The organism is Variovorax sp. GW823-FHT02B07 (assembly GCF_058797695.1).
In genome coordinates, this window is sequence record NZ_JBXAJX010000002.1 from 235,341 (window position 1) to 260,173 (window position 24,833).

A 24,833-nucleotide genomic window follows, 5' to 3' on the forward strand; every position below is an offset into this window, starting at 1 on the left:
GGCTTGATGTCCCGTTGTGTGATTGCCTTGGTGCACGTCGACAGCAGAGTGCTGCGACGGTAGGCCATCGAGAATTTTCTTTACCATGTGCTTTCCGAAAATGCTTCGGGGGCGCTCCCCCACAGCGAGTTACTAGTTACTGGTTTTCCGGCCGAATGGATGCATCCATATCGAGCCAATAAGGACCTCGGATGGGGGTAGCCCACGTTGATCCGGCAGATCGAAGGGAGAACCCGCAATCGATCCAGTAAGAGAACTTCGGTAAAGGGAGAAAGGTAAAGGAGCCCGTTCTTCCGCTGGGAGCGCCAGCCGCCAAAGTCGCCAGCAGCAGTAGCTACGGGAACTTCGGGGAACGGGGGGCTAAATGTAGCAAAGCTTTTGAGGCCGCGCAACGTCGCCAATGGCCGCGCATGCAAGCGCAACCTCGTCTACGGTGTCAGCTTTAGTGGCCGAAAGACGATGCGTTCACGTGGGTCGCCAGGCAGCCTCGGACGAGGTCTTGACTTGGCCCAGGGCATGGGGGAGCTGCCAGAGCGCACGCACTTCGCGAGCCTCGGGCCGCGTGTCCTTGGGGGTAGTCGACGCCGCTGCGGCGCGCTACGCACGCGGCCTTCTCGGCCTGCGCCAGGACGCGCTCCAACGCCGGGACGGCCATGTCCTTGGTTGTTGGCACTACTTCCAATGGCGGGGGAACGCATCCTTACCGTTTAGCCCATGCCAAATTGGCGGACAGTGTCAGACACGCTGGCGCTTGGCCGCTCCGATGTTGTTGCTGGCCGGCTTTCCAATCGGACGCCGATCGCAACGACAGGTATCCTAGGCTCATGCCGCTACGCGTCGTTTTAGATACCAATATTTTCCGCAGCGATACTTTCCGCCGAAGCCAAGAGTTCAAAACCCTGGGCCATCTGTGCACGGCAGGGAAAATCGAGATCGTTCTGCCAGAGATCGTGCGGCGCGAGTTTGAGACCCAACTCAACGTAGACGGCGCCGACGCTCTTGCGAAGTTCAGGAAGGCCGCAAGTGAATTGCTTGAACGCGCCGTGCCTGCAGACATCAAGGCGGCAATTGACGACCTAGTCAAGAATCTCGAAACCAAAAAGGAAGAGGTAGTACAAGCCTCGGCCGCGTCGTTCGATGACTGGACGAAAGTGCATGGGGTAAAACACCTGCCGCTGTCGGGGGATCATGTACTGGCCGCGATGGACGCGTACTTCACGGCGGGCAAGCCGTTCAAAGCTGCGAAAGAGCGCAAGGATTTGCCTGACGCGATGATCTATCAATCGTTGTTGCAGCTTGTGGCCGAAGGCCCGCTTGTGCTGGTTTGCTCTGACGGAAGGCTTAAGGAAGCATGCAGCAGCGTTGATGGGGTGACGGTTTTTCAGAACCTCAAGGAACTCATCGCTTCGGATGTAGTGCAGACCTTGATCGTCGAGGACGAAGCTCCCAAGAAGGCAGCGCATGAGGCCGAAGTTCAAGCTACAGCGACTGCGACTAGCTGGGCAGAAGCAGAAGTGTTTTCACCCAAAGCGATCATCGAAGGGTTGAAGCAATTGAGCCTCAAAGACCCAAACGCTCTGACGTCCTACGTTTCGTTGCACGGCGGCGAAAGCCTCGCGACAACGACATTTAATTCGCCGAGCATTCCGGGTGACGACCGCGAAGCCTACATCGCGATGTTTGGCGACCTGGATAACGTCGAATTCGAGTGGGAGCAAGCGGCCTACCACGGCAACTCGATCTACATTGTTCCGTTTCAAGCCACCGGCTATTTCAGTATCAGCTACTACGTTCCGAAGTGGGATGTTGAAGAGATCGAAAGCCGTGGCGCGACCTACAGTCAACACAACGACTATGTCGTCGAGGCCGAAGAAGAGGCGGAACTGAGCGTCTCGGGTGCACTCCGCGTCGTTGTGGCAAGCGACTATCAGGCAGGCGATGAAATTGAGGACGCCATCGAGGAACTAGAGATCGATTCGGTCGACAGCCCAAGCCTTGCCGAGGACATTGGCACGACGTAAGGAACGTCCTGAGAGTGCGAGCAACAACGCGTCGCGCGCCGCGTCGTCGTTGTCCGCCGCCGCTAGTTCGCCCCTGAACTGCAGCGCTTCAGCAGTTAAATCCTGCAGGTAGTCACGCAGCGCCGAGCGCTCATTGTTTGCGAGGGGCGCGCTTTCCGGAGGGGCGGGGGGCGGATGGATGGAGGGGCAGAATCCGCTGCTGGCCGTCTGTCGCGGTGTCGTGTCAGCGCGGTACGGAACAACAGTCGAAGGAAACTGAAATGACGGATGGTGAGCTGCGTGGTTGGTTGATCGCCCTGGTAATGCTGCTGGTCGTCAACCTCGTTCGTTCCTTCTTTCCCGCCTACTTGGGAAAGAAGGGGCAGAACCTTGCCGACAAGGAGGACATCGCGGCGATCACGCGCCAGATCGAAGGCGTCAAGAACGAATACATGATGCTCGTGGAGCAGTTCAAGGCCGAACGCGCCATGTTGGTCGAGGAATTCAAGGCCAAGCACCAACTGCGAGTTGCGGCTGTCGATAAGAGACTCGCGGCGCATCAACAGGCATTCACGCTGTGGCGTCGGCTGCTTGCCGTCCTATGGGATGGCGACATGACCACCGTCGTTGCCGAGTGCCATAAATGGTGGAACGAGAACTGCCTGTATTTAGAGCCGCAGGCGCGAGACGCGTTTTCGGTTGCCTTCCTGCTTGCACCTTCACATCGGCAGCTGGTCGAGGGGACGGCGGTCCACGGCACTCGCTACTTCGCAGACATCGATGATCGCGTCAACAAGATCATCGCCGCCGGCACCGTGATCGTGGAGTCGGTCCAGCTCCCAGGATTGACAGAGGAAGAGGCGCGCGCTCTGAAGAAGGAGGCCCAGCCGCCGGAAGCAGCGGCCCCCCTGTAGGGTTTCACGGTTCACGCGAACCACGGAATCATTGGCCCACCGCAGGGTGGATCAGGCGGTAGATCACCGGGTTCATATCCCGGCTGTCGGCGGTTCGAATCTGCCCCTGCAACCAGCAGTTGTCTCCACGTTTGCCTCATTGCGAACGCTTCACCCGCCGGGTTCGCTTGAGCGGGGCCTTTCCTTTGTACTACACAGAGTTGCTTTCCTGAGTCGGCACCCGCAACTTCACGGCTTTCCCAAATCGTTCGCGGACGACCTCGCGCATCAGGGCGGGAGGCACCGTTGGCTCAAACAGCTTGCGGCCACCGTGCTCGGTGACTGACCAGACGCAATAGGCTACCAACCCGGGCAAAAACTCGATCTGAATTTCCGCGGATGGCTCAGTGGCGCCGAGATAGGCCGCGTGTAGGTACGGCCCGTCCAAGTCCTCGGTTGCCATAGTCTCGTAGTGAACATGGATCGTTCCCAAAGTTTCGTTGTGCAGGGCATAAACGAGCGTTGCATCCAACATCTCCATGTCCTTGGAGAGATTCTTTTTCGGTGATTGGGTCATTGGCCCGAGTATCGCAGCGCCTATGTAGACGTTGACCCCGTGTAGGGTTCGAGAGTCGGGCTTCCACATCGGCGCATCGTATGTGCAGAGCGGCCATGTCGCAGCACTGGATATGAGACGTGTCGCATATCGCGTCTCATATTGGGCCGCAATAAAAAATGCCCGCTACCTGAAAGATAGCGGGCGGTTCAGCATTACTGCGCTTGTTGGTGGTGGGCCCTGAGTGACTCGAACACTCGACCTACGGATTGAGAGTCCCCTGTTCGGCTGCTGGCCTGGATGTAGGTAGCCCAGTCTTCCATCAGCTGCCTGCGCTTCTCTACCATGTCGCTGCGAGCGTAAGCGCGTACTGTCTGGTCGCCCACCAGATGCGCCAGCGCGAACTCAAGCATCTCGGCGGGGTACTCGGTGTGGTCCATGCCCCAGGTGCGGAAGGTGGCGCGAAAGCCGTGCATGGTGTACGGCTGTTCGAGGCGGCGCAGCAGCTGCGTGAACACCATGTCGCTGTAGGTCTTGCCGCGAGGCGAGGGGAACACCAGTTCGTCGGTATCGGCATAGCCCACTGAAGTGCGACCTTCTGCTTCCCGTTCGGCCTGCAAGGCGAGCGCCGCGCGCAGCACTTCGGTGGCCCGGCTCGACAAGGGCACTCGGTGCTCGCGCCCGGCCTTCATGCGTTCCGGGGGGATCGTCCAGTTGCTGAGCGAGGCATCGAACTCCGACCAGCGGGCGCCGCGAATTTCGCCCGAACGGGCGGCCGTCAACACGCCGAACTCGAATGCCAGCTGCACTGTGCTGGTTGCCGTGCTGGCGTGCACCTGGGCGAGCAGCGCACCGATCAGCGGATGCGGGCAGGACGGGTGGTGCTCGACCCTGCGAGCCTTCTCGTTGGCGCCCAGTGCGATCCTGACCTGCTCCCAGAACTCGCTATCGACGCCACGGCAATAGTCTTTGGCTGCACCGAAATTCATCACTTTGCGAATCCGCTGGAAAACTCGGTCAGCCGTTTCAGCTTTCTCTTTCCAAATCGGCTTCAGCGCCTTGAGAATTTCAGGTTTTCCGACTTCGAAAATTGGCGTCTGTCCGAAATTCGGAAAGGCATAGGTTTTCAGCGTATTGATCCACTGGTCTCGGTGCTTTTCATTTTTCCAATCGTCGGCGTGCTCCTTGTGATATTCCTCGGCGCAGGCCTTGAAGGTCACGCTGGCCTGCTCCAATTTGATGCTGGCTGCTTTCAATTCGATTTTCTGTTGCTCGCGGTGGTGAATAGGGTCTATACCTTCGGCGATTTGAATTCGGTGCTCTTGGGCGCGTTCACGAGCGCGTGCCAAGCTCACGTCAGCCAAGGACCCGAGCCCCATGTCACGGGTGCGCCCGAGGAAGCTGTAGCGTAGGATCCAGGCTTGGCTGCCCCCAGGAGCCACCCGGAGGTACAGGCCCCGGCCATCAAGGTGATAGCCGGGTTTTTTGGCTTTGCTTCGGATGCTTGTGATGGTTAAAAGATTATGGCGGGTCATGTTTTGGGCGTAGCTGTGCCTTGTTGGGCGTGTGCCCTTTGTGGCGCAATTCGGTAGAGGAATTTTACCAAATGCAGCCCTAAAAACATGCCTATGCTTTTGCCCATTTTTTAGACTGGACGCCAATAAATGCGGCTGGCCCTTGTTGGGCGACAGGTTTTTTGTAAGTGCTTGCAGCCAAAAGCTTTTTGTACTTTGCTGGTTGCTATTGGGTAGTGCTGGATTTATAATTTGGCGGCCGTCCACTCCGCCACACACAAGCCCCAGTAGCAGTTCTGCTACTGGGGCTTTTTGTTTTGCTCCGGGGCTTGGGCGCGGATTGGCATTTGTTCCAGGGATTCCGGCTAACCCCACCACTACCAGCCGGCAGCGTGACATTTGGGAACGTTCTTCACCATGGCGATGTACGCGGCGCCGCAAGGCCAGGCGTTGGTTGTGCATCAGGGCTATTTCTCGCCCTCCAGGAGATGAAATGACTTTCCCCCGAGCCACTCTCAAGCTGGGTTTCGCAGGTCTCGTTGCTGCCGCAGCCTTGTTCACCGCCGCATCGGCCAGTGCAGCCACCAGCTGGTCCATTGGCGTCAACCTGCCTGGCGTGGTCGTGAGCGAGCCCGCACCGGTCTATTACGAGCCGGCGCCTGTCTATTCGAGGCCCTCCCCGACCTACTACCAGCCCGCGCAGCCGGTCTACTCCGCCCCGGCACCTGTCTACTACGAGCCTGAATCCCGTTGGGAAGAGCGTCGCGCGCAACGCTGGGAGGAACGCCGCGCAGAGCGCCGTGAATGGCGTCGTCGGCAGTGGGAGCGCGAGCAGCACCGTCGCTACTACGAGGATCGCGACTGACATCGGGAACGTCGATCCCTGCGAATCTGCCGGGCCTGGCATCAGTGATCTGCTGCCAGGCCCGGCTCGCACGCACGCGCGGTTGACCTGAGCGCAGCACGTTTCCGGAGCGCAGCCACGCGCTCACGGTGGTTGCCTGCGAGCCCTGCGCACCCGCAGAGCCGACAGGACTTTCCCCGAGTCATCGACGCATGAAGTCCGGGCATACTCGCGCGCCCTCCAGATTTCCAACAACAACGCCTAGAAGAACTTCATGTCAGGACACGGCTTTCACGTGCATGGTCCGCACGATCACGAACTCGAACATGCCGCCTCCGGCGGCCACGACCACGGCCATGACGGTGCCGCCTCTTCAGGCAAGGGCATGAGCACGACAGGAAAGATCGCCGTGAGCACCGCCGCCATTGCGACGGCGGGCGCGATCTTCGCGTACATGGGCGGGGCCACGCAGGCCAACGCCGGCCTCTACAAGAACAACGCGGCCATCAAGAAGACCGAGGCTTCGAACCAGTGGAATTACTTCCAGTCGAAGAGCACCAAGCAGGCGCTGGCGGAGTTCGCACGCGACACCGCCACCGACGACGGCCGTCGCCAGGGCTGGCAGGTGAAGGTCACCCGCTACGAGCAGGAGAAGACCGAGATCCAGGCCGCCGCCAAGAAGCTGGAGGACGAGGCCAGCCGCTGGGACGCGCAATCCGAGACGCAGATGCACCAGCACCACCGCTGGGCGCAGGCCACCACCGTGCTGCAGGTCTCCATTGCGCTGGCGGCCATTGCGCTGCTCACCCGGAAGAAATGGCTGGAGCGCGCCATGTACGGCGTGGCCGTCGCGGGCGTGGCGATCGGCGCGCTGGCGGCACTGCATATCTAGGACGGGGCGGGGCGGTTCACCAGCGCGTGAATCCCGCGCAGGTCCAACCGCTCCAGCAGGTCGGCAAGCAGAGCCAGGAACGGCGCGTAGGCGGCTTCGTCGGCGTGGCGTGCGATCCAGTGCTCGATGTCCGTGACGCGGCCCTCAAGCGCCAGGCTGGCGAGTTCGTCCAGGGCGCGATCCTCCGGCATGGCATCTCGGGGCATCGCGGGCGCCGGTGACGCTTCGCCAGGCGCGGTCTCCCGCTGCGCGACGACGGGCCAGTCCGCTTCGGAGGCATCGACCGGCACCGACAGCGTGAAGGAGAACGTCGCACCCTGACCGGCCACGCTGGCCACGCCCAGCGTTCCGCCCATGGCCGAGACGATGCGCTGTGCGATGAACAGGCCCAATCCCGTGCTGCCGCTCGCGGGGTGCATCTGCTGGAAGGCGCCAAAGATGTCGACGTTGCGGCTCATGTCGATGCCGATCCCGGTGTCACTGACCGCGAAGCTCAAGACACAGGCGCGCCCTTGGGGCCGGGCCGTGACCGACAAGGTCACCACACCGTCGCGCGTGAACTTGGCGGCGTTGGACAGCAGGTTCAGCAGCACTTGCTGCATGCGCTTTCCGTCCAGGCCGATCTCTCGGGGCATTCGCTCGGAAGGGCGGTAGCGAAAGCGGTTGTTCCGCTGCGCGCACAGAGCGACGGCGTAGTCGGAAATGTCGTCCAGCAGGCGCGGCAGGTCGGTGGTGACGGGGTGGACCGTCAGCGGTTGCAGCTCTGCCTTGGCGTACTCCAGCAGTTCGTCGATCAGGTGGAGCTGGTACTTGACGCTGCGCTGGATGGTCAGCAGATGCTTGCGCTGCGTGTCGTGCGCATCGGCGAGCAGGAGAGACGCGTACCCGCCGATCGTCGCAAGCGGTGCGCGCAGGTCGTGGCCGATGTAGCCCAGGATCTCGACTTTCTGATGGGCCTTGGCCTCGATGTGGGCGAGGGCCGCGCGCAGATCGGCATGCAAGGCGGCAGCGTGCATGTTGCCGAACGCGAGCGCGTAGCCGATGTGGGTCAGCTTCAAGCCGAAGGCCAGCAGGGTCTGGAAATTGCCCGACGCCAGAAAATCCTGTGGCACGGGAAAGAAGGGCGTGCCGACCAAGCGTGCACTATGGACCAGCAACGCCAGCAAGGCGACGACGACCACTTCGGGGTTGCTGTTTGCCCCGCGCCCACGACCCATCGTGCACAGTGCCTGGAGGGTCATCAGGGCGATCGCCGACTGGGCCGCGCCGTACACGTAGACACGGGCCGAGGTGTCGTACCTGACATAGGAGAAGCAGGCCAGCAAGGCCACTTCCACGGCCAGTACCCCCGCCATCCAGGGCAGCCACGCGCGGCGCCGATCGAAGAACAGGCAGATGCCCACGTAGAACAGGACCGAACTCAGTGTCGTGAGGAAATTCCCGAGGAGGATGGAGAAGAAGTCCGGGATACTGTCGCGCAGGATGAGCAGCAAAGCGCCGATCCCGAACACAAGGAAGCCGACGCCCCAGACCAGCAGATAGCGCGCGCGTCCCTTCGCCCACAGCGCCAGCATGCCGGCGGCAAGGACAAACTCCGCCAGCGCCGTGAAGAACGCAGCAGTTCCCAGATTCAGGTTCATTTGGACTTCGATCGACGCTTGGCGATGCGCGTCGCTCCGAGGGGAGTCCGATTCTGCGGAGGATCTCGTCAGCCGCCTTTGTCTGGCGGTGCGCCGGTTTTGATCGGGCGCCCTGTCCGGTCATTGACCGGTTCGCGCCTTCCCAGGTTGCGCGAGTTCAGGCGCAGCGCTACCCCAGCAGCAGGACCTGCGTGCCGTCGGAGGCCACCATCACACCCGGCGAGGCCGCATCGATCTCGATGCGGATGCCCATGTGCAAGGCCGGGTCCAGGGGGCGCTGGCGGCCCGCGTTGAAGAGCGCCACGTCGCGCAGGTAGGTGTCGTGCTGCGCCAGGTTCAGCACGAACTTCTCCGGATAGGCGCCGGTCGCGGTCAGGTGGTCCGAGAATTTCTCGGTCATCGTGAAGAAGAGGAGCAGCGGGTTGTCGGCCATGCCGCAAATCTAGCCGCGCCGGCCGAAATCCGGCTACCGGGTTTGTGGGAGGGGAAGAGGCGCCCGGCCGCAGCCCTCAGGCCATCCCGTACCGCAGCAGCCAGTTCCAGATCACCGCCGAGCCGTTCGACATCGCCAGTGCCGACTTCGCGTAGCCCATGAGGTCGGCCAGCCGCACCTCGGCGCGGATCACGACGTCGTGGCGCTGCAGGTCTTCTTCCTTCACGTCCGCGCGGCGCCGGTCGAGTTCGTCGCGCAGCACGGTGGCGTAGGCGCGCGGGCTCTTCAGGCGCAGGAACATGATCGGCTCGACCACGGCGTCGAGCGCGGGATCGACGAAGGTGTGGATCTCGGGTTCGCGCGAGACGACCTGGTCGCCGTGCGCGTCCCGGATCAGCTGCTGGGCTTCTTCGAGCGCGGCCTCGTTCGCCGCGTAGATCCGGCCGCCGCGTCCTTCGCAGATGAACACGTACTGGTCGGGGCGCGAGAGCCAGTCGACCGGCCCGCGCTGGGCGAAGACGGCCAGGCCTTCGGCGCCGGGCAGCAGCGACTGGCGCAGCGGGTACTTGGTGAGGGGGTCTTCAGCGAACATCTTGCAGCTTCCTCGAAATGACGAGCGACGGGGTGTCGGCGCGGCGGTCGGCGGGCACGACCAGCACGTCGCCCGTGGCCCAGCACAGCACACGCTGCGCCACGCTGCCGAACAGGAAGTCGGCCAGCGGATGGGCGCGGCGCTTGCCGACCACCAGCAGCTCGGCGCGCGCGTGCTGCTGCTGCACCGTGGCCTGCCGCGCCGGGTCGCCGCGGCCGATGGCCGACAGCACGCGGTTGCGCCGCGCGCTGGACGAGTCGGTGAGCGAGAACAGCCGCTCGCGCGCCTGTCGCATGCTGTCGTGGCGGTAGGTCTTGATGGCGTGTTCGGACACTTCGGCGTAGCGCAGCTTGCTCTCGTGCATCGTGTTGAGTGCGTGGAACAGCTCCAGCGCGGCGTCGGGGTCCAGTCCGTGAGCCAGGCTCACGAGCTCGCGCGAGGCGGGCGTGAAGTCGACGGCCACGAGGATGCGGCTGTAGCGCAGGCGCGTGTCGAGCCGCGTCACGAGCACCGGGCAGCGCAGCTGCCGCAGCAGGCGCTCCACGGGCTGGCCGGTGAAGAAGGCGGCGGGCGAGCGGTCGCGTTCGTGGCTCAGCACCACGAGGTCGACGTAGCGCGCCTCGTCCACGATCTGCGCGAGACCGCCGCCAGGCCCCGCGACCTGCTTGACCAGCACATCGAAGCGCGTGGCCATGGCGCGGGCCAACCCCGCGAGGGCGGTCGCCGCCTCGGCGTGCGCGAGCGGCGCGAGGTCCGCGGGCGCGTACACGAGCTTCAGCAGCGCGCCGTGTTCGGCCGCGAGCAGGGCGGCGCGTTCGACCGCGCGGTTGCCGCGCGCCGTCAGGTCGGTGACGGCGAGGATGGATTGAAAAGACGGCGTGCTGGATGCGACGCCGCCTCCGGGAAGGGCGTGCTCCCGCTGAACCTGATGATGATGCATGACGCACTCCAGTCGAACGCGACCCCGGATGACGGGGGCGCAGCCGCGCGGGGCAGGTGCCCGGCGGTCGATGGTTTGCGCTGAAAAGAGAGAGGGGGAAAGAGGCGGACCGCCGGGCTCAGGAATGTGCGGGCGTCTGCTGGGCCGCCGCTGTCATCCGCGCCCACGCAGGCGTGCAACCGCCGGGGCGGGACGTCAAGGTGCGGAGGAAGGGCTGGGCGTTCATGCGGGGGAGTCTAGGCCGGATGCGGCCGAATCCGTTCAGTACCCGCACAACCTTTGCCAGATTGGAGCCGCGCGGTGCAGGGCATGCGCGGTTGGGCTTCCCATTTTTCCTTTTCATTTGTCATGCGCAGGAGGGGGCGTGTTTCCGTGTCTGTCCCCGTCTTCCTGGAGGTTCACGCATGAGATCCCACTGTTTAGCGCCCGGCCGGGCCGCAGAGATAGCCCATGAGCGCATCGACGATCGAGGCCTCGAGCGCGGCCGGCTCGAACTGCGCGGGCGGTTCGATGACGGCCGCATGCACCAGCGTCTCCATGATCTGCAGCACCACCCAGGTGGCGAGGTCGAGGTTGCGCGGCGCGAGCTCGGGGCGGTGCTCGTCCAGCAGCTGGCGCACGCGCCGGAAGATGTCGTGATCGGCCGCACTCTCTTCGCGCGGCGCATCGAAGAAGGGAAATTCCTTTTCGAGCACGCGATGCAGCTCGGGATACACCGCATGCGCCGCGAGCAGTGCACGCACCATGGCCTGCACGCGCCCGCGCAGGCTGCGCGCGCGCGATGTGGCCAGTACGTCGTCGATGGCCGCGTACATCTGCGCGGCGTGCCGCTCGTGCAGCGCCGTGATCAGCGAGTCCTTGTTCGGGAAGTACTGGTAGAGCGAACCCACGCTCACGCCGGCGCGTTCGGCGACCACGTTGGTGTTGGTGCCGGCATAGCCGCGTTCTCCCAGAACGCGAGCCGTGGCTTCCAGAATGACCTCGACCATCTGCTGGGAGCGCGCCTGGCGCGGCGCCTTTCTTGGCTGGGGAAGGGATTTCATCGGATGGTCCGAATGCGAGTTTTCAATGCGAGTGATGGCTCGTATTCTAGGGGCGACCGAGCAAATGCTCGCATTCAAGCATCTGCCATCTTCGACAGACACACACCATGACTGCCCATGCCTTCGAGGCCCACGCGCCGCGTGCGTTGCCCTCTGCCTTCCAATCCCCGCAACCGAGTGCGGCGGCCCCGCCCGAGCGCGGTGCGCGGCTGGAAGCCCATGTCCTCCAGTGTCGCCTCGTGACGCCGCACATGCGCCGCATCACCCTCGGCGGCCCGGACGTCGCGGCCTTCTTGCGCCACGCGGCGGCCGACCAACCCGGCGCCTGGGTGAAGGTGTTCGTGCCCGGCGGCGATGGGCGCGCCTACACCCTGCGGCGCATCGACCGCGTTGCCGCCACGCTCGAGCTGGACTTCGTGCTGCATGGTGACGGCGGCCACGAAGGCCCTGCGTCGGCCTGGGCGGCACGGGCGCAGCCGGGTGAGCGCATCGGCTTTGCCGGGCCGCGCGACGGCGGCTTCGCGCTCCCGGACGACGCGCGCTGGGTGATGCTGGCCGGCGACGCGACCGCGCTGCCTGCGATCCAGTCGATTGCCGCGAGCCTCGGGCCGGAGATCCGCCTCAAGACCTATGTCGAAGTGCCCACGGCGGCCGATGTGCAGGAGATCCGCAGCCAGGCCGTGCTGCGCACCTGCTGGCTCACCGGCGATCCGGCCGAGCCGGGGCTGGCGCTTCAACAACAGCTGATGCACCGGCCGCAGCCGGCGGGGCCCGGTTACATCTGGCTGGCGGGCGAGTCGGGCGTGGTGCGCACGTTGCGCGCCCATTTCCTGAACGACCAGGGCCTGGCGCGCACGCGCCTGACCGCCAAGGGCTACTGGAAGCACGGCGAAGCCGACCACCGCGACCGGGCCTGAGCCCGACGCGCCGGGTCAGTGTTCCGCCGGTGCGTGGCGCGTGCGGGTGTCCGAAGGCCGCTCGCCGAAGCGCGCGCGGTACTGGGCCGCGAAATGGCCCAGGTGAAGGAAGCCGTATTTTTCCGCCACGTCGCGCACGCCCGTCTGCGTGGACGCGGCCTGCAGCTCGGCGCGCACCCGGTCCAGCCGCAGCTCGCGCAGGAACTCCATCGGTCCCTGGCCCGCATGCTGGCGGAACGCGAGCTGCAGGGCGCGCGCGCTGCAGCCGGCCTCGCGGCACACGTCGGCCAGCGACAGCGGCTGCTCGGCGTGCGCGGCCATGAACTCCTGTGCCTTGCGCACCGCGCGCGGCAGCAGGTGGCGCTGCGCGTCGCCGGCCAGGGCGCGCGAGTGGTTGTGGCCCGCCGACATCAGCAGGCTCGACATCAGGTACTCCTCGGCATGCTCGGCCAGGCGCCCGCCGCCTTGCAGCGCATTGCCGGCATCGAGCGTGAGCCGCAGGTAGTCGATGAAATGCACCAGCGGTGCGAGCGCGGGGTTGTCCAGCGGCACGCCGAGGTCGAACACCAGGTGCTGGCGCACGGGCGCCTGCAGCAGCGCCTCGAGCCGCGACAGCAGCGCCGCGCGCGCGATGCGCACGATCAGGTGCGGGCTGTCGTCGGCCCAGCGCATCGACAGCAGTTCGGTGGGCGAGGGCAGCGAGGCGACGCGCGGCGTGGCCTCGACCTGCTGGCCGCCGCAGCGGATGTCGGCGCCGCCGCGCAACGGAATCTGCAACAAGAAGAAGTCTTGCAGGTAGCCAGGGTCGATCTGGACGCCGGGGCCGTACTGCACGTAATTGAGGCTCACGTCGCGGTGCAGCCGCGCGCTGTGGTGGCAGGCGTCCAGTTCGGTGCGCGGGCGCAGCATCGTGAGGCCGTGGGGGCAGAACACGCGGGCCACGCTCTCGCGCGCCTCGTCCATGTCGTGGCTCTCGAACAAACGGTAACGCTGCAGCGGCAGCCGTGGGGCGGTGGCGGTTTCCATAGGGAAGCGGGCAGACCGTAGCAAAAAGCCTTCCAGCCCACAATTCGGGCCGTCCCTTGGACCCCCCGAAAAAACCTGCGCGACAGGGACAGCGCCTGCGTTTTCGGGATCGGCCGGCGAGGCCCGGCGCTCTACCTTTGGCCCATTCGCCGAACCGGCGATTCAACCGAGGAGAGCAAGCGTCATGTTCAAGGGACTCGAAGGCAAAAGCGCCATCGTCACGGGTGGTTCGACATTGATAGGCGCCGGCGTGGTGCGCGCCTTCCACGCGGCGGGCGTGAAGGTGGTCGTCGCCGACATCGACGCCGACAAGGGCCAGCCGCTGGCCGACGCGCTGGGCGCCGGGGTGCGCTTCGTGCGCACCGACATCACCGACGACGCCCAGGTGAAGGCCTGCGTCGACGAGGCCGCGGCCCGCCACGGCGGCGTGCACTTTCTGGTGAACCTGGCGTGCTCGTACGTGGACGACGGCTTCAAGTCGCCGCGCGCCGACTGGCTCACCTCGTTCAACGTGAACGTGGCCAGCGCCGTCGCGATGCTGCAGGCGGTGCACCCGCACATGGTCGCGGCTGGCGGCGGGGCGGTAGTCAACTTCACCAGCATCTCCTCGCGCGTGGCCCAGACCGGGCGCTGGCTCTACCCCGTGAGCAAGGCCGCGATGGCGCAGCTCACGCGCAACATGGCGATGGACCTCGCCCCCGACCGCATCCGCGTGAACAGCGTCTCGCCGGGCTGGACCTGGTCGGCCGTGATGGACCAGCTGACCGGCGGCGACCGCGCGCGCACCGACCGTGTGGCCGCGCCCTACCACCTGCTGGGGCGCGTCGGCGACCCCGACGAGGTGGCGCAGGTGGTGCTGTTCCTGTGCTCCGAGCACGCGAGCTTCGTCACCGGCGCCGACTATGCGGTGGACGGCGGCTACTCCGCCATGGGCCCGGAGCAGGCCGTGCCGGCCATTCCCCGCCTGATGGAACCCTGATCGGCATCCACAACAACACCCCCACGAGACAACACAGAAGGAGCAAGCCATGAAGCGAATCGCCATCGTCGGCGCAGGCCAGTCGGGCCTGCAACTGGGACTGGGCCTGCTGGACGCAGGCTACGAGGTCACGATGTACAGCAACCGCACGGCGGACGACATCCGCCACGGCAAGGTCATGTCGAGCCAGTGCATGTTCCACACCGCGCTGCAGGTCGAGCGCGACCTCGGGCTCGACCATTGGGCCAGCGACTGTCCCACGGTGGACGGCATCGGCTTCGCCGTGCCGCACCCCGAGCAGAAGGGCGCCAAGGCCATCGAATGGGCGGCGCGGCTGAACTCGAGCGCGCAGTCGGTCGACCAGCGCGTGAAGGTGCCGGCGTGGATGGCGCTGTTCCAGCAAAAGGGCGGCGAGCTGGTCTTCAAGGACGCCGGCATCGACGACCTCGAGGCCTGCACCCGCAGCCACGACCTCACGCTGGTGGCCAGCGGCAAGGGCGAGATCTCCAAGCTCTTCGAGCGCGACGCCGCCAAGTCGACCTACGACCAGCCGCAGCGCGCACTGGCGCTCACCTACGTGAAGGGCATGCGCCCGCGCACGCCGTACTCGGCCGTGTGCTTCAACCTCATTCCGGGCGTGGGCGAGTACTTCGTGTTCCCGGCGCTCACCACCACGGGCCCGTGCGAGATCATGGTGTTCGAGGGCGTGCCCGGCGGCCCGATGGACTGCTGGGCCGACGTGAAGACGCCGCAGGAGCACCTGGCGCGCAGCAAGTGGATCCTCGACACCTTCACGCCCTGGGAGGCCGAGCGCTGCGCCGACATCGAGCTCACCGACGACAACGGCATCCTCGCCGGCCGCTTCGCGCCCACCGTGCGCAAGCCCATCGCGACGCTGCCTTCGGGCCGCAAGGTGCTCGGCCTGGCCGACGTGGTGGTGCTCAACGACCCGATCACCGGGCAAGGTTCGAACAACGCGGCCAAGTGCGCCGACACCTACCTGAAAAGCATCCTGGCGCGCGGCGAGGGCGCGGCCGATGCGCCGTGGATGCAACAGACTTTCGACCGTTACTGGTTCGGCTACGCGCAGTGGGTCACGCGCTGGACCAACATGCTGCTCGCACCGCCGCCGCCGCACGTGCTCAAGCTGCTCGGCAGCGCCGGCGCCGTGGCGCCGATGGCCAGCGCCATTGCCAACGGCTTCGACGATCCGCGCACCTTCTTCCCGTGGTTCTCCGACCCGCAGGAGGCCGACCGCTACCTCGACACCTGCGCGGCCGCCGCGGCGGCTGCGTAGGCGGAGCCAGCCCATGACACGACGCGTGGCCATCGTCGGCGCCGGCCAGTCCGGCATGCAGCTCGCACTGGGCCTGCGGGCCAAAGGGTACGCCGTGACGGTGTATGCGAACCGCACGGCGCAGGAGATCTTCGACGGGCCGGTGATGTCCAGCCAGTGCATGTTCGAGACCGCGCTGCAGACCGAGCGCGAACTGGGGCTCGACAGCTGGGCCGACACCTGCCCGGTGGTCGAGGGCATCGGCATGTCGGTGCGCAGCCCCGAAGGCAGCCGTGCCATCGCGTGGGAGGCGAAGCTCGACGGCCTCGCGCAGTCGGTCGATCAGCGCCTGAAGATCTCTGCGTGGATGCAACTCTTCGAGGCGCGTGGCGGCCGCCTCGTGCACCAGGACGCGGACATCGACACGCTGGAAGAATGCGCGCGCACGCACGATCTCGTGGTCGTCGCGAGCGGCAAGGGCGAGATCTCGGCGCTGTTCCCGCGCGACGCGGCGCGCTCGCCCTTCGACGCGCCGCAGCGCGCGCTGGCGCTCACCTACGTGAGGGGCATGCGCCCGCGCGAGCCGTTCGCGGCCGTGAGCTTCAACCTCATTCCGGGTGTCGGCGAGTACTTCGTGTTCCCGGCGCTCACCACCAGTGGCCCGTGCGAGATCATGGTGTTCGAAGGCGTGCCCGGCGGCCCGATGGATTGCTGGGACGACGTGAAGACGCCGCAGGAGCACCTGGCGCGCAGCAAGCAGATCCTGGCCACCTTCCTGCCGTGGGAGGCCGAGCGCTGCGAACACATCGAGCTCACCGACGACCACGGCGTGCTGCGTGGCCGCGTCACGCCCGTGGTGCGCCACCCGGTGGCCACGCTGCCCTCGGGCCGCCAGGTGCTGGGGCTCGCCGACGCGGTGGTGCTCAACGACCCGATCACGGGGCAGGGCTCGAACAACGCGGCCAAGGCGGCCGACATCTACCTCAAGCGCATCCTCGAGCACGGCGACGCGCCCTTCGACGCCGCGTGGATGCAGCAGACCTTCGACCGCTACTGGGAGGGCTACGCCCGCTGGGCCACCGACTGGACGCACAGCCTGCTCACGCCGCCCGCGCCGCACCTGCAGAAGCTGCTGCAGAGCGCCACGCACAGGCCGGCCGTGGCGAGCGCGGTGGTCAACGGCTTCGACGACCCGCGCAATTTCGCGCCCTGGTGGTTCGACGCGGCCGAGGCCGATCGCTTTCTCGAAGCGAAGGCGCGCGAGGCCGCGGTCGACCGCTTCGACCGGCGCGACTTCCGCAAGGCGCTGGGCCAGTTCAGCACCGGTGTCACCGTGATCACCACGCGCGCACTCGACGGGCGCCGCGTGGGCATGACGGCCAACTCGTTCTCGTCGGTGTCGCTCGACCCGCCGCTGGTGCTGTGGAGCCTGGCGCGGCAGGCGCCCAGCGTGGCCGACTTCACCGGCGCGAGCCACTTCGCGATCAACGTGCTGGCCGCGCCGCAACATCACCTGTCGCGCCAGTTCTCGACACCGCAGGCCGACAAGTTCGGCGGCGTCGACTGCTGCGAGGGCACGGCCGGCGTGCCGCTGCTCAACGGCGTGCTCGCGCGCTTCGTGTGCCGCAACGTGCGACAGTACGACGGCGGCGACCACCTGATCTTCATCGGCGAGGTCGAGGGCTACGAGCGCTTCGACGGCGAGCCGCTGGTTTTTCACTCGGGCTACTACCAGGTCACGACGCGCCATCCGGAATGCGTACAGTGAGCCCCTGGTTCCCCACGTCCACCTTTGAGCATTGAACGGAGTCACACACCCATGCAGAACAAGGCATCCCCATCGTCGTCGCAAGACATCCGCATCCAGGCCGCCGACGGCAGCGGCAGCTTCGGCGCCTACCTGGCCCTGCCGCGCGGCGGCACCGGCCCGGGCCTCGTGCTCGCGCAGGAAATCTTCGGCGTCAACAAGACCATGCGCGACGTGGCCGACTACTACGCCGAGGAAGGCTACGTGGTGCTCGTGCCCGACCTGTTCTGGCGCCAGGAGCCCGATGTGCAGCTGGGCTACACGCCCGACGACTGGCAGCGCGCCTTCGCGCTGTACCAGGGCTTCGACGAAGCGCTCGGCATGCAGGACATGCAGGCCGCCATCACCGCGCTGCGCCAGCGCCCCGAGGTGCCCGGCGGCAAGGTCGGCGTGCTCGGCTTCTGCCTGGGCGGCAAGCTCGCCTACCTGGCGGCCTGCCGTACCGACGCGGACGTGGCCGTGGGCTACTACGGCGTGGGCATCGACGCCGCGCTCGACGAGGCCGACCGCATCCGCTGCAAGCTGGCGCTGCACGTGGCGGAGCTCGACGGCTTCTGCCCGCCCGAGGCGCGCGACCGCATCGTGCAGACGCTGCGTGGCCGGCCGAACGTCGAGGTGCATGTGTACCCCGGCGTCGACCACGCCTTTGCGCGCGTGGGCGGCGAGCACTTCCACCGTGCCTCGGCGCTCATGGCGCACGAGCGCAGCGTGGCCGCGCTGAAGTCGGCCATCGGCCCGAACTACGACCTGGCCGCGCTGTGGGACAAGCACTGCGAGTACGAGTTCGGCACCCGCAACGTCGACGACACCATGGGCACCATGGTGGCCGAGCCCTACGTCAACCACATCCCGACCATGACCGGCGGCGTGGGCTACAAGAACCTGCACGCGTTCTATACGAACCACTTCGTCAACAGCAACCCGCCCGACACCTCGCTGGTGCCGATCTCGCGCACCGTGGGCGCGACGCAGGTGGTCGACGAGATGCTGTTCTGCTTCACCCACACCACCGAGATCCCGTGGATGCTGCCCGGCGTGGCGCCCACCGGAAAGCGCGTGGAGATCCCGCTGCTCGCGGTCATCAAGTTCCGCGGCGACAAGCTCTACCACGAGCACATCTACTGGGACCAGGCGAGCGTGCTGGTGCAGGTGGGCCTGCTCGACGCGGCGCTGCTGCCGGTGGCGGGCGTGGAAACGGCGCGCAAGCTGCTCGACGAGACGCTGCCGTCGAACACGTTGCTGACGCGCGCTTGATGCGCGCCTGATGCGTCCGCGCGGCGAAGCTGCCGCGCGGGACGCGGCGGGCTTCTCAGACCGTCATGCCTTGTTCGACGTCGAGCGTCTTGCGGCGTGCCATGGCCAGGTTCGACTTGGTCTTGTCCAGCACCAGGTAGACGAACAGGCCTTCCTTCTTCTGCATCGGGCGGATGATGTGGTACTGCTTGCCGAGCGTGATCAGCATGTCTTCGATGCTGTCGTTCAGGCCGAGGTCGCGCATGGTGCGCAGCTTGGCGCGGACCACTTCGGTGTTGCCGGCGGCGGCCACCTCGAGATCGACGCCCGAGCCGATCTGGCCCAGGATCATGCCGCTGCTCGAATCGACCAACGCCGCGCACAGGGCGCCGTCGCAGGTCATCAGTTCGTCCATGGATTGCTTGATATTTGCCATCGAAATCTTTCCTAGTCCTCGCCCCTGAAAGTCGGCGGCCACCCGGGCGAAGGGGATGGGCGGCTGCCGGTGTCGAATGGGTGTGGTGCGCCGGCGCCCGGCGTCAGGCGTGCTGCAGCAGCTGCGTTGCCTGTTTCGCGAAGTACAGGACCTGGCCGATGATGGCTTCGCGGCTGGTGACCACGCTCACGATCAGCGTCATCTCGGGATGCCGCGCCTGCAGCATCAGGATGTGGCCGTGCGTGGCCTCGATCGCCACGTTGTCGCAGTGGCCCAGCTGGCTTTCCTCGCCGGCCACGGCGCCCAAAGCGGCGAGCGAACTGGCGATGGCCGACAGGCGCGCGACCTGCGCGGTGTTCTCGACGCGCGCGGCCAGCTCCAGGCCGTCTTCGGTCGAGATCACCACGGCCTTCACGCCCTTGATTTCGCGCATCAGGGTGTCGATGGCCGATTCCGCTGCAAGCCTGATTCTTGGAGTGATGTTCATTGCTGCCTGAATGGAAGGAAAAGGAGAAAAAGAGGGGGCGTCCTGCGTTCAGACCTCGAGCTGGAGCAGGAGCAGTTCCAGCAGCTGCACGACCTGCTGCGCATCGGTGACGTTGGCCGGCAGCACCGGGCACACGACGCCCTTGGCCTCCATGCGCCGGGCGTAGGCGTCGATGCCGGGGCTCGGGTGCGTTTCCATGCGGCCCACGGCCACCACGCAGGCGGTCTGCGCGATGAGTTCGGCGAAGCCGTCCAGGTAGATGTCCAGGTCGGCCAGCGGATCGGGGCGGCTGTTGTCCACCAGGATCACCACGCCGAGCGCGCCGCGCCCCAGGATGCGCCACATGAAGTCGAAGCGCATCTGGCCGGGCGTGCCGTACAGGCGCAGCTTCTCGCCGTTGTCGAGCGTGAGTTCGCCGTAGTCCAGGCCGACCGTGGTGGTGGCCTTGGCGACCGAGGTGTCGCTGTTGCGCACGTCGGTGCTCACGGGCGGGATCTCGCTCACGCCGGCGATGGCCGTGGTTTTGCCGGCGCCCATGGTGCCGGTGAAGAGGATCTTGTGTTCTACGGTCATTGAGGGCCTGACGGCAGCAAGCCGAGTCGGTTCCTGATGCGTGCGAGCAGGCCGGGCTGCACGGTGTCGCGGGCGGGTGCCGGAAAGCGGCTGTCGGGAAAGACGCTGTCGGGGGCCGAGGCCGCCACCAGCGCGCCGGGTGGTGCGGCGCGTTCGAGCAGGCCGGCGCGCTGCAGGTCGGCCAGGAAATCCGCGCACTCCTGGCGCGTGGCGGGCGAGCGCTGCTGCAGCGACAGCACCGACGCCGGCCGGTTGGACATCAGCGTGGCCAGCCGCAGGCGGATCGGCGCCTCGAGCACGGCCGCGGGCGGCCAGCGCAGCATGCGGAACTCTTCGTGCTCGCCGATCGGCACCTCGGTCATGGCCAGCCCCAGGCCGCGGGCGTGGACGACCATCGCGCCGAGGCGGTTGAGCACCACTTCCAGCGCATCGGTGTGCAGCGGCAGGGCCAGGAACGGGCCGCGTTGCGGGTCGGCATGGGCGACGGTCAGCGTGGGCACCGCCGGTTGGGGCGAGGCGGCTGCGAGGGCGACCTGGTCGCCGACGACCCGCAGGTCGGCCTGTTCGGCCTTCCACGACCAGTTCTGGTGCGTGCGGTGGTCGAGCAGCCGGATCAGCGACTTGAGCAGCACTTCTTCGCGGTGCGGCAGCCCTTCGACGCTGTAGCTCAGCAGGGCGCGTTGACTTTTGGGAACGGTGTTAACGGCCGTCATGCAGCCTCCGCACCACCGTGCCCATCGGCCGGCCGCTGTGGGATGTTGCGTTCAACCGCATCGAAAACACCGATTGGAGGCGGCATCGCCGTTCTTTTTGCAACTTAAGCACTCACTGTAAGAAGTTGGACGGAGACGCCGATCACAACGCTGGCTGGGAGAACTAAAGTGTTTGTTTGGAGGTGGCGTCAAAAATATAACACTTGTTGCAAATAAAAACACAAGATTACGAACAACTGTTTTCAGTGGGTCGCGGACGCGACAAAGCCTCGCGGGCCGCAGCGCGGCGCGCGAGGTTTCAGGGAGGGGGCGGTGAAAGCGGCGGGCGGGGAGAAGGGCGCCCGCCGGGGCGTCAGTGCGCCAGTTGGGCCTGCAGCTCGGCCACTTGCCGGCGCAGGTCCGCGTTCTCGGCCGTGAGCTCGGCCACGCGCTGTTGCAGTTGCTGCACGGCGTCGAGCGCCGCCGGTTCGGCGCCTTCTTCGGTTTCGGGCGCCGCTTCGCGCGGTTTGCGCTTGGCCTCGCGCACGCGCTTGGCGGCCTGCTTGAGCTCGTCCTTGCCGGCGTTGGCGGCTGTCACCTGCTCTTCGGCGGGTAGCGAGGCGACGGCCGCGGCCGTGTTGATCGAGATCACGCCTGACTTCACGGCCGCCACCAGTTCGGGCGCAGCCTGCTTCTGGATCTTCTCGATCATCACGACCTGGCTGCTGCTCAGGCGTGCGGCGCGGGCGATGGCCTCGCGGCTGTTCAGCGGCACGGGCGGCGGCAGGGCCTCGTCGGAAGCGGGAGTGGAGGGAGAAGAGGTCGAAGCTGGCGCGTCGTCGACGTCGAAGGGCGGATCGTCCGCCGTGGTCGGGGTGGTGGCAGTGCTGCGGGCGCGGCGCTCGTCCACGATGTCCTTCTTGCGCAGCGCCAGCACGCCGCGCAAGTAGTCCGAGATGCTGCGGCGGCCCAGGTGCTGGTCGATCATCCACAGGTGCACGTCCTGCAGCGTCTTGAAGCGCGTGTTCTGCACGGTCTGAAAGGGCAGGCCGTGCTTCTGGCAGATGCCGTAGCGGTTGTGGCCGTCCACCAGCACGTCGCCCCACAGCACCAGCGCGTCGCGGCAGCCTTCGGTGAGGATGCTGCGTTCGAGGGCTTCGTACTCCTCCGGCGTCAAGGGATCGATATAGGCTTTGAGTTCTTCGTTGACGACGATGTTCATGGGTACGGGTGCGATGTAAGGGGCGGAATTTTAGGTGTCTCGGTTTCGGCCGCTCGAACGTCTAGACAGGGAGAGAGACGAGAAGGCGCCACCGGGAAAAACAGGGCCTTCTTGCGTCATCAAATGGTAATAGTTCTTATTTGCATCTTTGCCCTTGAACACTTCAGGAGTACCCATGGATCTGTCGCTTTCCCCGTCCGCGCCCACGCTGGGGGAGGTCTTCATCGCGAACCGTGCCCAGCTCCAGCGCGTCGCGCAAAAGATCGTCCGCACCGCTGACCTCGCAGACGAAGTGCTGCAGGACGCCTACCTGAAGCTCGCCGACGGCGCTTCGGTGCGCGATGTCCGCAAGCCGCTCGGTTACTGCTGCCAGGTGGTGCGCAACGTGGCGGTCGACTACCACCGCCACCATTCCGTGGAGGCCAGCTACCGCACCTACTGCGACGACGTCGAACTCGTGAGCCCGCCCAGCAGCAACGACGCGCCCGACCGCGTGCTCGGCGGCCGGCAGGCGCTGGTGGCCATCGACCGCGTGCTCGAAGCGCTGCCGGCGCGCACCCGCCTCGCGTTCGAACTCAACCGTCTCAGTGGCCTGACCCAGCGCGAGATCGCCACGCGCCTGGGCTGCTCCGCCACGCTCGTGAACTTCATGATCAAGGACGTCGACGCGGCCCTCGAAAGCTGCCGCTACCTCGTGCAGGCCGCCTGAGTTTTCCGACGCACCGCATCGGCGCTACGATGGCCGCCGATGAGCAGCCCCAACGACACGCAAAGCGACCCCACCTGGCAGACCGCCTGGGCGTGGGTCCGCCGCCAGCACGCCGGCGAGGGCGAGCTCGACGCCGCCGCGAGCGCCGAGCTCGCGCACTGGCTCGCCGCCGATCCCGCCCATCGCCAGGCTTACGATGAAGCGGCCCGCCTCTGGCTGCTCGTCGGCCTGGTGCCGCCCGCGCACGACGTCCCTTCGCCGGACGCCGAAGACACGGCCCGCTAGCCCGCTCCCTCTCTTTTTTTCGCAGCTCGTAGAGCGGCCCCGCCGTGGCGCAGCCGTGCGCGGTTTTCATGCACTCGGGACTAAACACCCGGCCCCGCGGCGCGTCTTGTATCGCAAGGGCAAACCCTGCCCGTCATTGCACTTACCAAGAGGACCGCCCATGTCTACCAGCTGTTTCGACCGCGAGGACGAGACCTTCATCGTGCTCGTCAACCACGAAGCGCAGTACTCCATCTGGCCGCACTGGAAGGCCGTGCCCGGCGGCTGGACCGCCGTCGACGGCGTCAAGGGCGACAAGAAGACCGTGCTCGACTACGTCGAAGCCCAGTGGACCGACATGCGCCCCAAGTCGTTGCGCGACTGGATGGCCGCGCAGCAGCCAACCGACAACGTCTCCACCTCCGCCTGACGCGCATGCAGGCCTCGCTGCCCCTGCTGTGCCTGCCTTGCGCGGGCGCCAGCGCCACCATGTACCTGCGCTGGCGGCGTGCGCTGCCGCGCTGGATCGAGGTCGTGCCGGTCGAGTTGCCGGGCCGCGGCGGGCGCCTGGGCGAACGCTTCGTCGACAGCTTCGACCGCATGGTCGCGCAGCTGTGCGCCGAGCATGAAGGCGTGCTGCGCGGTCGCTACGCGCTCTTCGGCCACAGCATGGGCGCCTTGCTGGCCTGGGGCATGGCACAGCACCAGCGACAGCAGCACCGGCCGTTGCCGAGTGCGCTGATCGTCTCCGGCAGCGCGGCACCTTCGCAGCGCGACCCCGACCGCTTTCTCGGCATCACCGACGACGCAGCCCTCATCGCCGACCTGCGCAAGCAGGGCGGCACGCCCGACGAACTGTTCGACTGCCCCGAGCTGCTGCGCATGACGCTCGACACCCTTGGCGCCGACTACCGCCTGTGCCGCAGCTTCGTGCACGCCGACCCCGCGCCGCTGCCCGTGCCGCTGCATGTGCTGGCCGGCCGCCAGGACGACATCGCGCCGTGGCGCATGCAGGCCTGGGCCGCCGAGACCGCGCATGCGCGCTTCACGCTCGACTGGTTCGAGGGCGGCCACTTCTTCATCCGCCAGCACGAGACCTCCGTGCTGGCCGCGCTGGCGCGGCACCTTGCGCCGGCGGTGATAACGGCGGGAGGCGTCGATGCGGCTCGTGCCCTGGCATGACCCGTTGCCGCCGGGCATCGCGTTGCACCGCCTGGACCTGGACCTTGCGGCGAACGATGGCGATGCCTGGGCCGACCTCACGCCCGACGAATGTGCCCGCGCCAATCGCTTTGCCCGCCGCGCCGACCGCGTGCGCTTCGCCCACACCCGCGCCGCCGTGCGCCGCCTGATCGCGCAGCGCCTTGCCTGCCGTCCGGCGGACGTGCCGCTGCGTGCCGACGCACACGGCAAACCCTACGTCGAAGCAGCGGGCGACAGCGCCGCGCCCCTCTTCAACATCTCGCACGCCGGCGACCACGCGCTCATCGCGCTGGCCGACCCGGCGCGCGTGCGCTGCGTGGGCGTCGACATCGAAGCCTGCGCGCGCGACCTCATGGCCGACGCCGATGCGCTGCTCGCCATGGCCTTCACCGCGCGCGAGCAGCGCGAAATCCGCAGCGACGCCGACCTGCCACACGCCTTCTACCGACGCTGGGTCGGCAAGGAAGCTGTGTTGAAAGCCGCCGGCGTTGGCATGGCCGAACACCTGCAAAGCGTCGGCATCCACCCCGACGCCCATGGCGCGCTCGCCGTCGACTGCGCCGTGCCCGCGTGGGCCGGCATCGAAGCGATGGCGCTGTCCGCGCCGCCGGGCTATGCCGCCGCGCTGGCCTGGCACACCAAGGAACAACCCCTGTGAACCC

At 66.5% G+C, this 24,833-nt stretch carries 27 protein-coding genes, 1 tRNA gene and 1 pseudogene; 16 read left to right on the forward strand and 13 right to left on the reverse strand.

Translation table 11 applies throughout. From position 1 onward, the window contains the following. Positions 1–824 precede the first annotated feature (824 nt). From AC1RGU_RS12365 to AC1RGU_RS12375, 3 genes are all read left to right on the forward strand, one after another. Complete coding sequence (locus AC1RGU_RS12365) at positions 825–2,021, forward strand: PIN domain-containing protein (protein WP_492699202.1); 1,197 nt, start codon at positions 825–827, stop codon at positions 2,019–2,021. Between the two features lie 260 nt (positions 2,022–2,281). Continuing rightward, positions 2,282–2,914 (forward strand): hypothetical protein, encoded by a 633-nt coding sequence (locus AC1RGU_RS12370; RefSeq protein WP_492699204.1) that lies wholly within the window; start codon positions 2,282–2,284, stop codon positions 2,912–2,914. A 40-nt stretch (positions 2,915–2,954) separates the two neighbouring features. Further along, positions 2,955–3,029 (forward strand) — tRNA-Met (locus AC1RGU_RS12375). A gap of 75 nt (positions 3,030–3,104) precedes the next feature. Here the strand turns inward: AC1RGU_RS12375 and AC1RGU_RS12380 are convergent. Both AC1RGU_RS12380 and AC1RGU_RS12385 read right to left on the reverse strand, forming a co-directional pair. Continuing rightward, positions 3,105–3,470 (reverse strand): hypothetical protein, encoded by a 366-nt coding sequence (locus AC1RGU_RS12380; protein WP_492699206.1) that lies wholly within the window; start codon positions 3,468–3,470, stop codon positions 3,105–3,107. A 194-nt stretch (positions 3,471–3,664) separates the two neighbouring features. Next, positions 3,665–5,425, reverse strand: coding sequence for a tyrosine-type recombinase/integrase (locus AC1RGU_RS12385; RefSeq protein WP_492699208.1), 1,761 nt, complete (start codon positions 5,423–5,425; stop codon positions 3,665–3,667). Between the two features lie 31 nt (positions 5,426–5,456). On the opposite strand from AC1RGU_RS12385, the gene AC1RGU_RS12390 reads away from it, so the two are divergent. Next, a complete protein-coding gene (locus AC1RGU_RS12390; RefSeq protein ID WP_492699210.1) occupies positions 5,457–5,828 on the forward strand; it encodes a hypothetical protein in 372 nt (123 codons plus the stop codon). 253 nt (positions 5,829–6,081) lie between these two features. After that, positions 6,082–6,699: a DUF4337 domain-containing protein gene (locus AC1RGU_RS12395; RefSeq protein ID WP_070062419.1), complete on the forward strand. Its 618-nt coding sequence runs from the start codon at positions 6,082–6,084 to the stop codon at positions 6,697–6,699. Here AC1RGU_RS12395 and AC1RGU_RS12400 read toward each other — a convergent pair. From AC1RGU_RS12400 to AC1RGU_RS12420, 5 genes are all read right to left on the reverse strand, one after another. Then, the gene (locus AC1RGU_RS12400; RefSeq protein WP_492699212.1) at positions 6,696–8,339 is read right to left on the reverse strand and encodes an ATP-binding protein; all 1,644 of its coding nucleotides are present in this window, start codon (positions 8,337–8,339) and stop codon (positions 6,696–6,698) included. The genes AC1RGU_RS12395 and AC1RGU_RS12400 overlap by 4 nt on opposite strands. 169 nt (positions 8,340–8,508) lie before the next feature. Then, positions 8,509–8,772 carry a hypothetical protein gene (locus AC1RGU_RS12405; protein ID WP_354343855.1) on the reverse strand — a complete coding sequence of 88 codons (264 nt, stop codon included), beginning with the start codon at positions 8,770–8,772 and terminating at the stop codon, positions 8,509–8,511. 76 nt (positions 8,773–8,848) lie between these two features. Next, positions 8,849–9,364, reverse strand: a complete 516-nt coding sequence (locus AC1RGU_RS12410; protein ID WP_062469933.1) for a hypothetical protein — start codon at positions 9,362–9,364, stop codon at positions 8,849–8,851. After that, entirely contained in the window at positions 9,354–10,304 is a 951-nt protein-coding gene (locus AC1RGU_RS12415; protein ID WP_070062422.1) for a universal stress protein, read from the reverse strand. Before AC1RGU_RS12415 ends, AC1RGU_RS12410 begins: the two co-directional genes overlap by 11 nt. A 419-nt stretch (positions 10,305–10,723) precedes the next feature. Next, positions 10,724–11,347: a TetR/AcrR family transcriptional regulator gene (locus tag AC1RGU_RS12420; protein ID WP_307696017.1), complete on the reverse strand. Its 624-nt coding sequence runs from the start codon at positions 11,345–11,347 to the stop codon at positions 10,724–10,726. Between the two features lie 107 nt (positions 11,348–11,454). On the opposite strand from AC1RGU_RS12420, the gene AC1RGU_RS12425 reads away from it, so the two are divergent. Beyond that, on the forward strand, positions 11,455–12,264 hold the full coding sequence (locus AC1RGU_RS12425) for a siderophore-interacting protein (protein ID WP_492699216.1): 810 nt from the start codon (positions 11,455–11,457) through the stop codon (positions 12,262–12,264). Positions 12,265–12,279: 15 nt separating this feature from the next. On the opposite strand, the gene AC1RGU_RS12430 is transcribed toward AC1RGU_RS12425, so the two are convergent. Further along, complete coding sequence (locus tag AC1RGU_RS12430) at positions 12,280–13,290, reverse strand: AraC family transcriptional regulator (RefSeq protein WP_139702102.1); 1,011 nt, start codon at positions 13,288–13,290, stop codon at positions 12,280–12,282. A 184-nt stretch (positions 13,291–13,474) separates the two neighbouring features. On the opposite strand from AC1RGU_RS12430, the gene AC1RGU_RS12435 reads away from it, so the two are divergent. The 5 genes and pseudogenes from AC1RGU_RS12435 (at position 13,475) to AC1RGU_RS12455 (ending at position 18,606) form a co-directional block, all read left to right on the forward strand. Further along, entirely contained in the window at positions 13,475–14,269 is a 795-nt protein-coding gene (locus AC1RGU_RS12435; protein ID WP_492699218.1) for an SDR family oxidoreductase, read from the forward strand. Positions 14,270–14,318: 49 nt separating this feature from the next. Further along, positions 14,319–15,566 carry a styrene monooxygenase/indole monooxygenase family protein gene (locus tag AC1RGU_RS12440; RefSeq protein WP_492699220.1) on the forward strand — a complete coding sequence of 416 codons (1,248 nt, stop codon included), beginning with the start codon at positions 14,319–14,321 and terminating at the stop codon, positions 15,564–15,566. A gap of 13 nt (positions 15,567–15,579) precedes the next feature. Continuing rightward, positions 15,580–16,815: pseudogene (locus tag AC1RGU_RS12445) on the forward strand (styrene monooxygenase/indole monooxygenase family protein); the annotation flags it as partial. A gap of 36 nt (positions 16,816–16,851) precedes the next feature. After that, a complete protein-coding gene (locus tag AC1RGU_RS12450; RefSeq protein ID WP_253252594.1) occupies positions 16,852–17,313 on the forward strand; it encodes a flavin reductase family protein in 462 nt (153 codons plus the stop codon). Between the two features lie 51 nt (positions 17,314–17,364). After that, on the forward strand, positions 17,365–18,606 hold the full coding sequence (locus AC1RGU_RS12455) for a dienelactone hydrolase family protein (RefSeq protein ID WP_492699222.1): 1,242 nt from the start codon (positions 17,365–17,367) through the stop codon (positions 18,604–18,606). Between the two features lie 55 nt (positions 18,607–18,661). On the opposite strand, the gene AC1RGU_RS12460 is transcribed toward AC1RGU_RS12455, so the two are convergent. The 5 genes from AC1RGU_RS12460 to AC1RGU_RS12480 form a co-directional block, all read right to left on the reverse strand. After that, positions 18,662–19,021: a hypothetical protein gene (locus AC1RGU_RS12460; protein WP_070062428.1), complete on the reverse strand. Its 360-nt coding sequence runs from the start codon at positions 19,019–19,021 to the stop codon at positions 18,662–18,664. Between the two features lie 103 nt (positions 19,022–19,124). Beyond that, positions 19,125–19,454, reverse strand: coding sequence for a roadblock/LC7 domain-containing protein (locus AC1RGU_RS12465; RefSeq protein ID WP_235944037.1), 330 nt, complete (start codon positions 19,452–19,454; stop codon positions 19,125–19,127). 102 nt (positions 19,455–19,556) lie between these two features. Further along, on the reverse strand, positions 19,557–20,081 hold the full coding sequence (locus AC1RGU_RS12470; protein WP_062469903.1) for a GTP-binding protein: 525 nt from the start codon (positions 20,079–20,081) through the stop codon (positions 19,557–19,559). Continuing rightward, positions 20,078–20,794: a hypothetical protein gene (locus tag AC1RGU_RS12475; protein WP_492699225.1), complete on the reverse strand. Its 717-nt coding sequence runs from the start codon at positions 20,792–20,794 to the stop codon at positions 20,078–20,080. The genes AC1RGU_RS12470 and AC1RGU_RS12475 overlap by 4 nt, the downstream gene beginning before the upstream one ends. A gap of 352 nt (positions 20,795–21,146) precedes the next feature. Then, on the reverse strand, positions 21,147–21,995 hold the full coding sequence (locus tag AC1RGU_RS12480) for a plasmid replication/partition related protein (protein ID WP_492699227.1): 849 nt from the start codon (positions 21,993–21,995) through the stop codon (positions 21,147–21,149). Between the two features lie 175 nt (positions 21,996–22,170). Here AC1RGU_RS12480 and AC1RGU_RS12485 point away from each other — a divergent pair, with 175 nt between their 5' ends. The 5 genes from AC1RGU_RS12485 (at position 22,171) to AC1RGU_RS12505 (ending at position 24,829) form a co-directional block, all read left to right on the forward strand. Further along, on the forward strand, positions 22,171–22,704 hold the full coding sequence (locus tag AC1RGU_RS12485) for a sigma-70 family RNA polymerase sigma factor (RefSeq protein WP_492699229.1): 534 nt from the start codon (positions 22,171–22,173) through the stop codon (positions 22,702–22,704). A gap of 39 nt (positions 22,705–22,743) precedes the next feature. Continuing rightward, positions 22,744–22,989: a FecR/PupR family sigma factor regulator gene (locus AC1RGU_RS12490; protein ID WP_492699231.1), complete on the forward strand. Its 246-nt coding sequence runs from the start codon at positions 22,744–22,746 to the stop codon at positions 22,987–22,989. Between the two features lie 160 nt (positions 22,990–23,149). Beyond that, positions 23,150–23,398 (forward strand): MbtH family protein, encoded by a 249-nt coding sequence (locus AC1RGU_RS12495; RefSeq protein WP_492699233.1) that lies wholly within the window; start codon positions 23,150–23,152, stop codon positions 23,396–23,398. A 5-nt stretch (positions 23,399–23,403) separates the two neighbouring features. After that, positions 23,404–24,150, forward strand: a complete 747-nt coding sequence (locus AC1RGU_RS12500; RefSeq protein ID WP_492699235.1) for a thioesterase II family protein — start codon at positions 23,404–23,406, stop codon at positions 24,148–24,150. After that, a complete protein-coding gene (locus AC1RGU_RS12505) occupies positions 24,128–24,829 on the forward strand; it encodes a 4'-phosphopantetheinyl transferase family protein (RefSeq protein ID WP_492699237.1) in 702 nt (233 codons plus the stop codon). The genes AC1RGU_RS12500 and AC1RGU_RS12505 overlap by 23 nt, the downstream gene beginning before the upstream one ends. Positions 24,830–24,833: the final 4 nt, after the last annotated feature.

Coding starts and splice junctions, on each gene's coding strand:
- AC1RGU_RS12365 (WP_492699202.1), top strand. CDS start 825: ATGCCGCTACGCGTCGTTTTAGATACCAATATTTTCCGCAGCGATACT.
- AC1RGU_RS12370 (WP_492699204.1), top strand. CDS start 2,282: ATGACGGATGGTGAGCTGCGTGGTTGGTTGATCGCCCTGGTAATGCTG.
- AC1RGU_RS12380 (WP_492699206.1), bottom strand. CDS start 3,470: ATGACCCAATCACCGAAAAAGAATCTCTCCAAGGACATGGAGATGTTG.
- AC1RGU_RS12385 (WP_492699208.1), bottom strand. CDS start 5,425: ATGCACAACCAACGCCTGGCCTTGCGGCGCCGCGTACATCGCCATGGT.
- AC1RGU_RS12390 (WP_492699210.1), top strand. CDS start 5,457: ATGACTTTCCCCCGAGCCACTCTCAAGCTGGGTTTCGCAGGTCTCGTT.
- AC1RGU_RS12395 (WP_070062419.1), top strand. CDS start 6,082: ATGTCAGGACACGGCTTTCACGTGCATGGTCCGCACGATCACGAACTC.
- AC1RGU_RS12400 (WP_492699212.1), bottom strand. CDS start 8,339: ATGAACCTGAATCTGGGAACTGCTGCGTTCTTCACGGCGCTGGCGGAG.
- AC1RGU_RS12405 (WP_354343855.1), bottom strand. CDS start 8,772: ATGGCCGACAACCCGCTGCTCCTCTTCTTCACGATGACCGAGAAATTC.
- AC1RGU_RS12410 (WP_062469933.1), bottom strand. CDS start 9,364: ATGTTCGCTGAAGACCCCCTCACCAAGTACCCGCTGCGCCAGTCGCTG.
- AC1RGU_RS12415 (WP_070062422.1), bottom strand. CDS start 10,304: ATGCATCATCATCAGGTTCAGCGGGAGCACGCCCTTCCCGGAGGCGGC.
- AC1RGU_RS12420 (WP_307696017.1), bottom strand. CDS start 11,347: ATGAAATCCCTTCCCCAGCCAAGAAAGGCGCCGCGCCAGGCGCGCTCC.
- AC1RGU_RS12425 (WP_492699216.1), top strand. CDS start 11,455: ATGACTGCCCATGCCTTCGAGGCCCACGCGCCGCGTGCGTTGCCCTCT.
- AC1RGU_RS12430 (WP_139702102.1), bottom strand. CDS start 13,290: ATGGAAACCGCCACCGCCCCACGGCTGCCGCTGCAGCGTTACCGTTTG.
- AC1RGU_RS12435 (WP_492699218.1), top strand. CDS start 13,475: ATGTTCAAGGGACTCGAAGGCAAAAGCGCCATCGTCACGGGTGGTTCG.
- AC1RGU_RS12440 (WP_492699220.1), top strand. CDS start 14,319: ATGAAGCGAATCGCCATCGTCGGCGCAGGCCAGTCGGGCCTGCAACTG.
- AC1RGU_RS12455 (WP_492699222.1), top strand. CDS start 17,365: ATGCAGAACAAGGCATCCCCATCGTCGTCGCAAGACATCCGCATCCAG.
- AC1RGU_RS12460 (WP_070062428.1), bottom strand. CDS start 19,021: ATGGCAAATATCAAGCAATCCATGGACGAACTGATGACCTGCGACGGC.
- AC1RGU_RS12465 (WP_235944037.1), bottom strand. CDS start 19,454: ATGCGCGAAATCAAGGGCGTGAAGGCCGTGGTGATCTCGACCGAAGAC.
- AC1RGU_RS12470 (WP_062469903.1), bottom strand. CDS start 20,081: ATGACCGTAGAACACAAGATCCTCTTCACCGGCACCATGGGCGCCGGC.
- AC1RGU_RS12475 (WP_492699225.1), bottom strand. CDS start 20,794: ATGACGGCCGTTAACACCGTTCCCAAAAGTCAACGCGCCCTGCTGAGC.
- AC1RGU_RS12480 (WP_492699227.1), bottom strand. CDS start 21,995: ATGAACATCGTCGTCAACGAAGAACTCAAAGCCTATATCGATCCCTTG.
- AC1RGU_RS12485 (WP_492699229.1), top strand. CDS start 22,171: ATGGATCTGTCGCTTTCCCCGTCCGCGCCCACGCTGGGGGAGGTCTTC.
- AC1RGU_RS12490 (WP_492699231.1), top strand. CDS start 22,744: ATGAGCAGCCCCAACGACACGCAAAGCGACCCCACCTGGCAGACCGCC.
- AC1RGU_RS12495 (WP_492699233.1), top strand. CDS start 23,150: ATGTCTACCAGCTGTTTCGACCGCGAGGACGAGACCTTCATCGTGCTC.
- AC1RGU_RS12500 (WP_492699235.1), top strand. CDS start 23,404: ATGCAGGCCTCGCTGCCCCTGCTGTGCCTGCCTTGCGCGGGCGCCAGC.
- AC1RGU_RS12505 (WP_492699237.1), top strand. CDS start 24,128: ATGCGGCTCGTGCCCTGGCATGACCCGTTGCCGCCGGGCATCGCGTTG.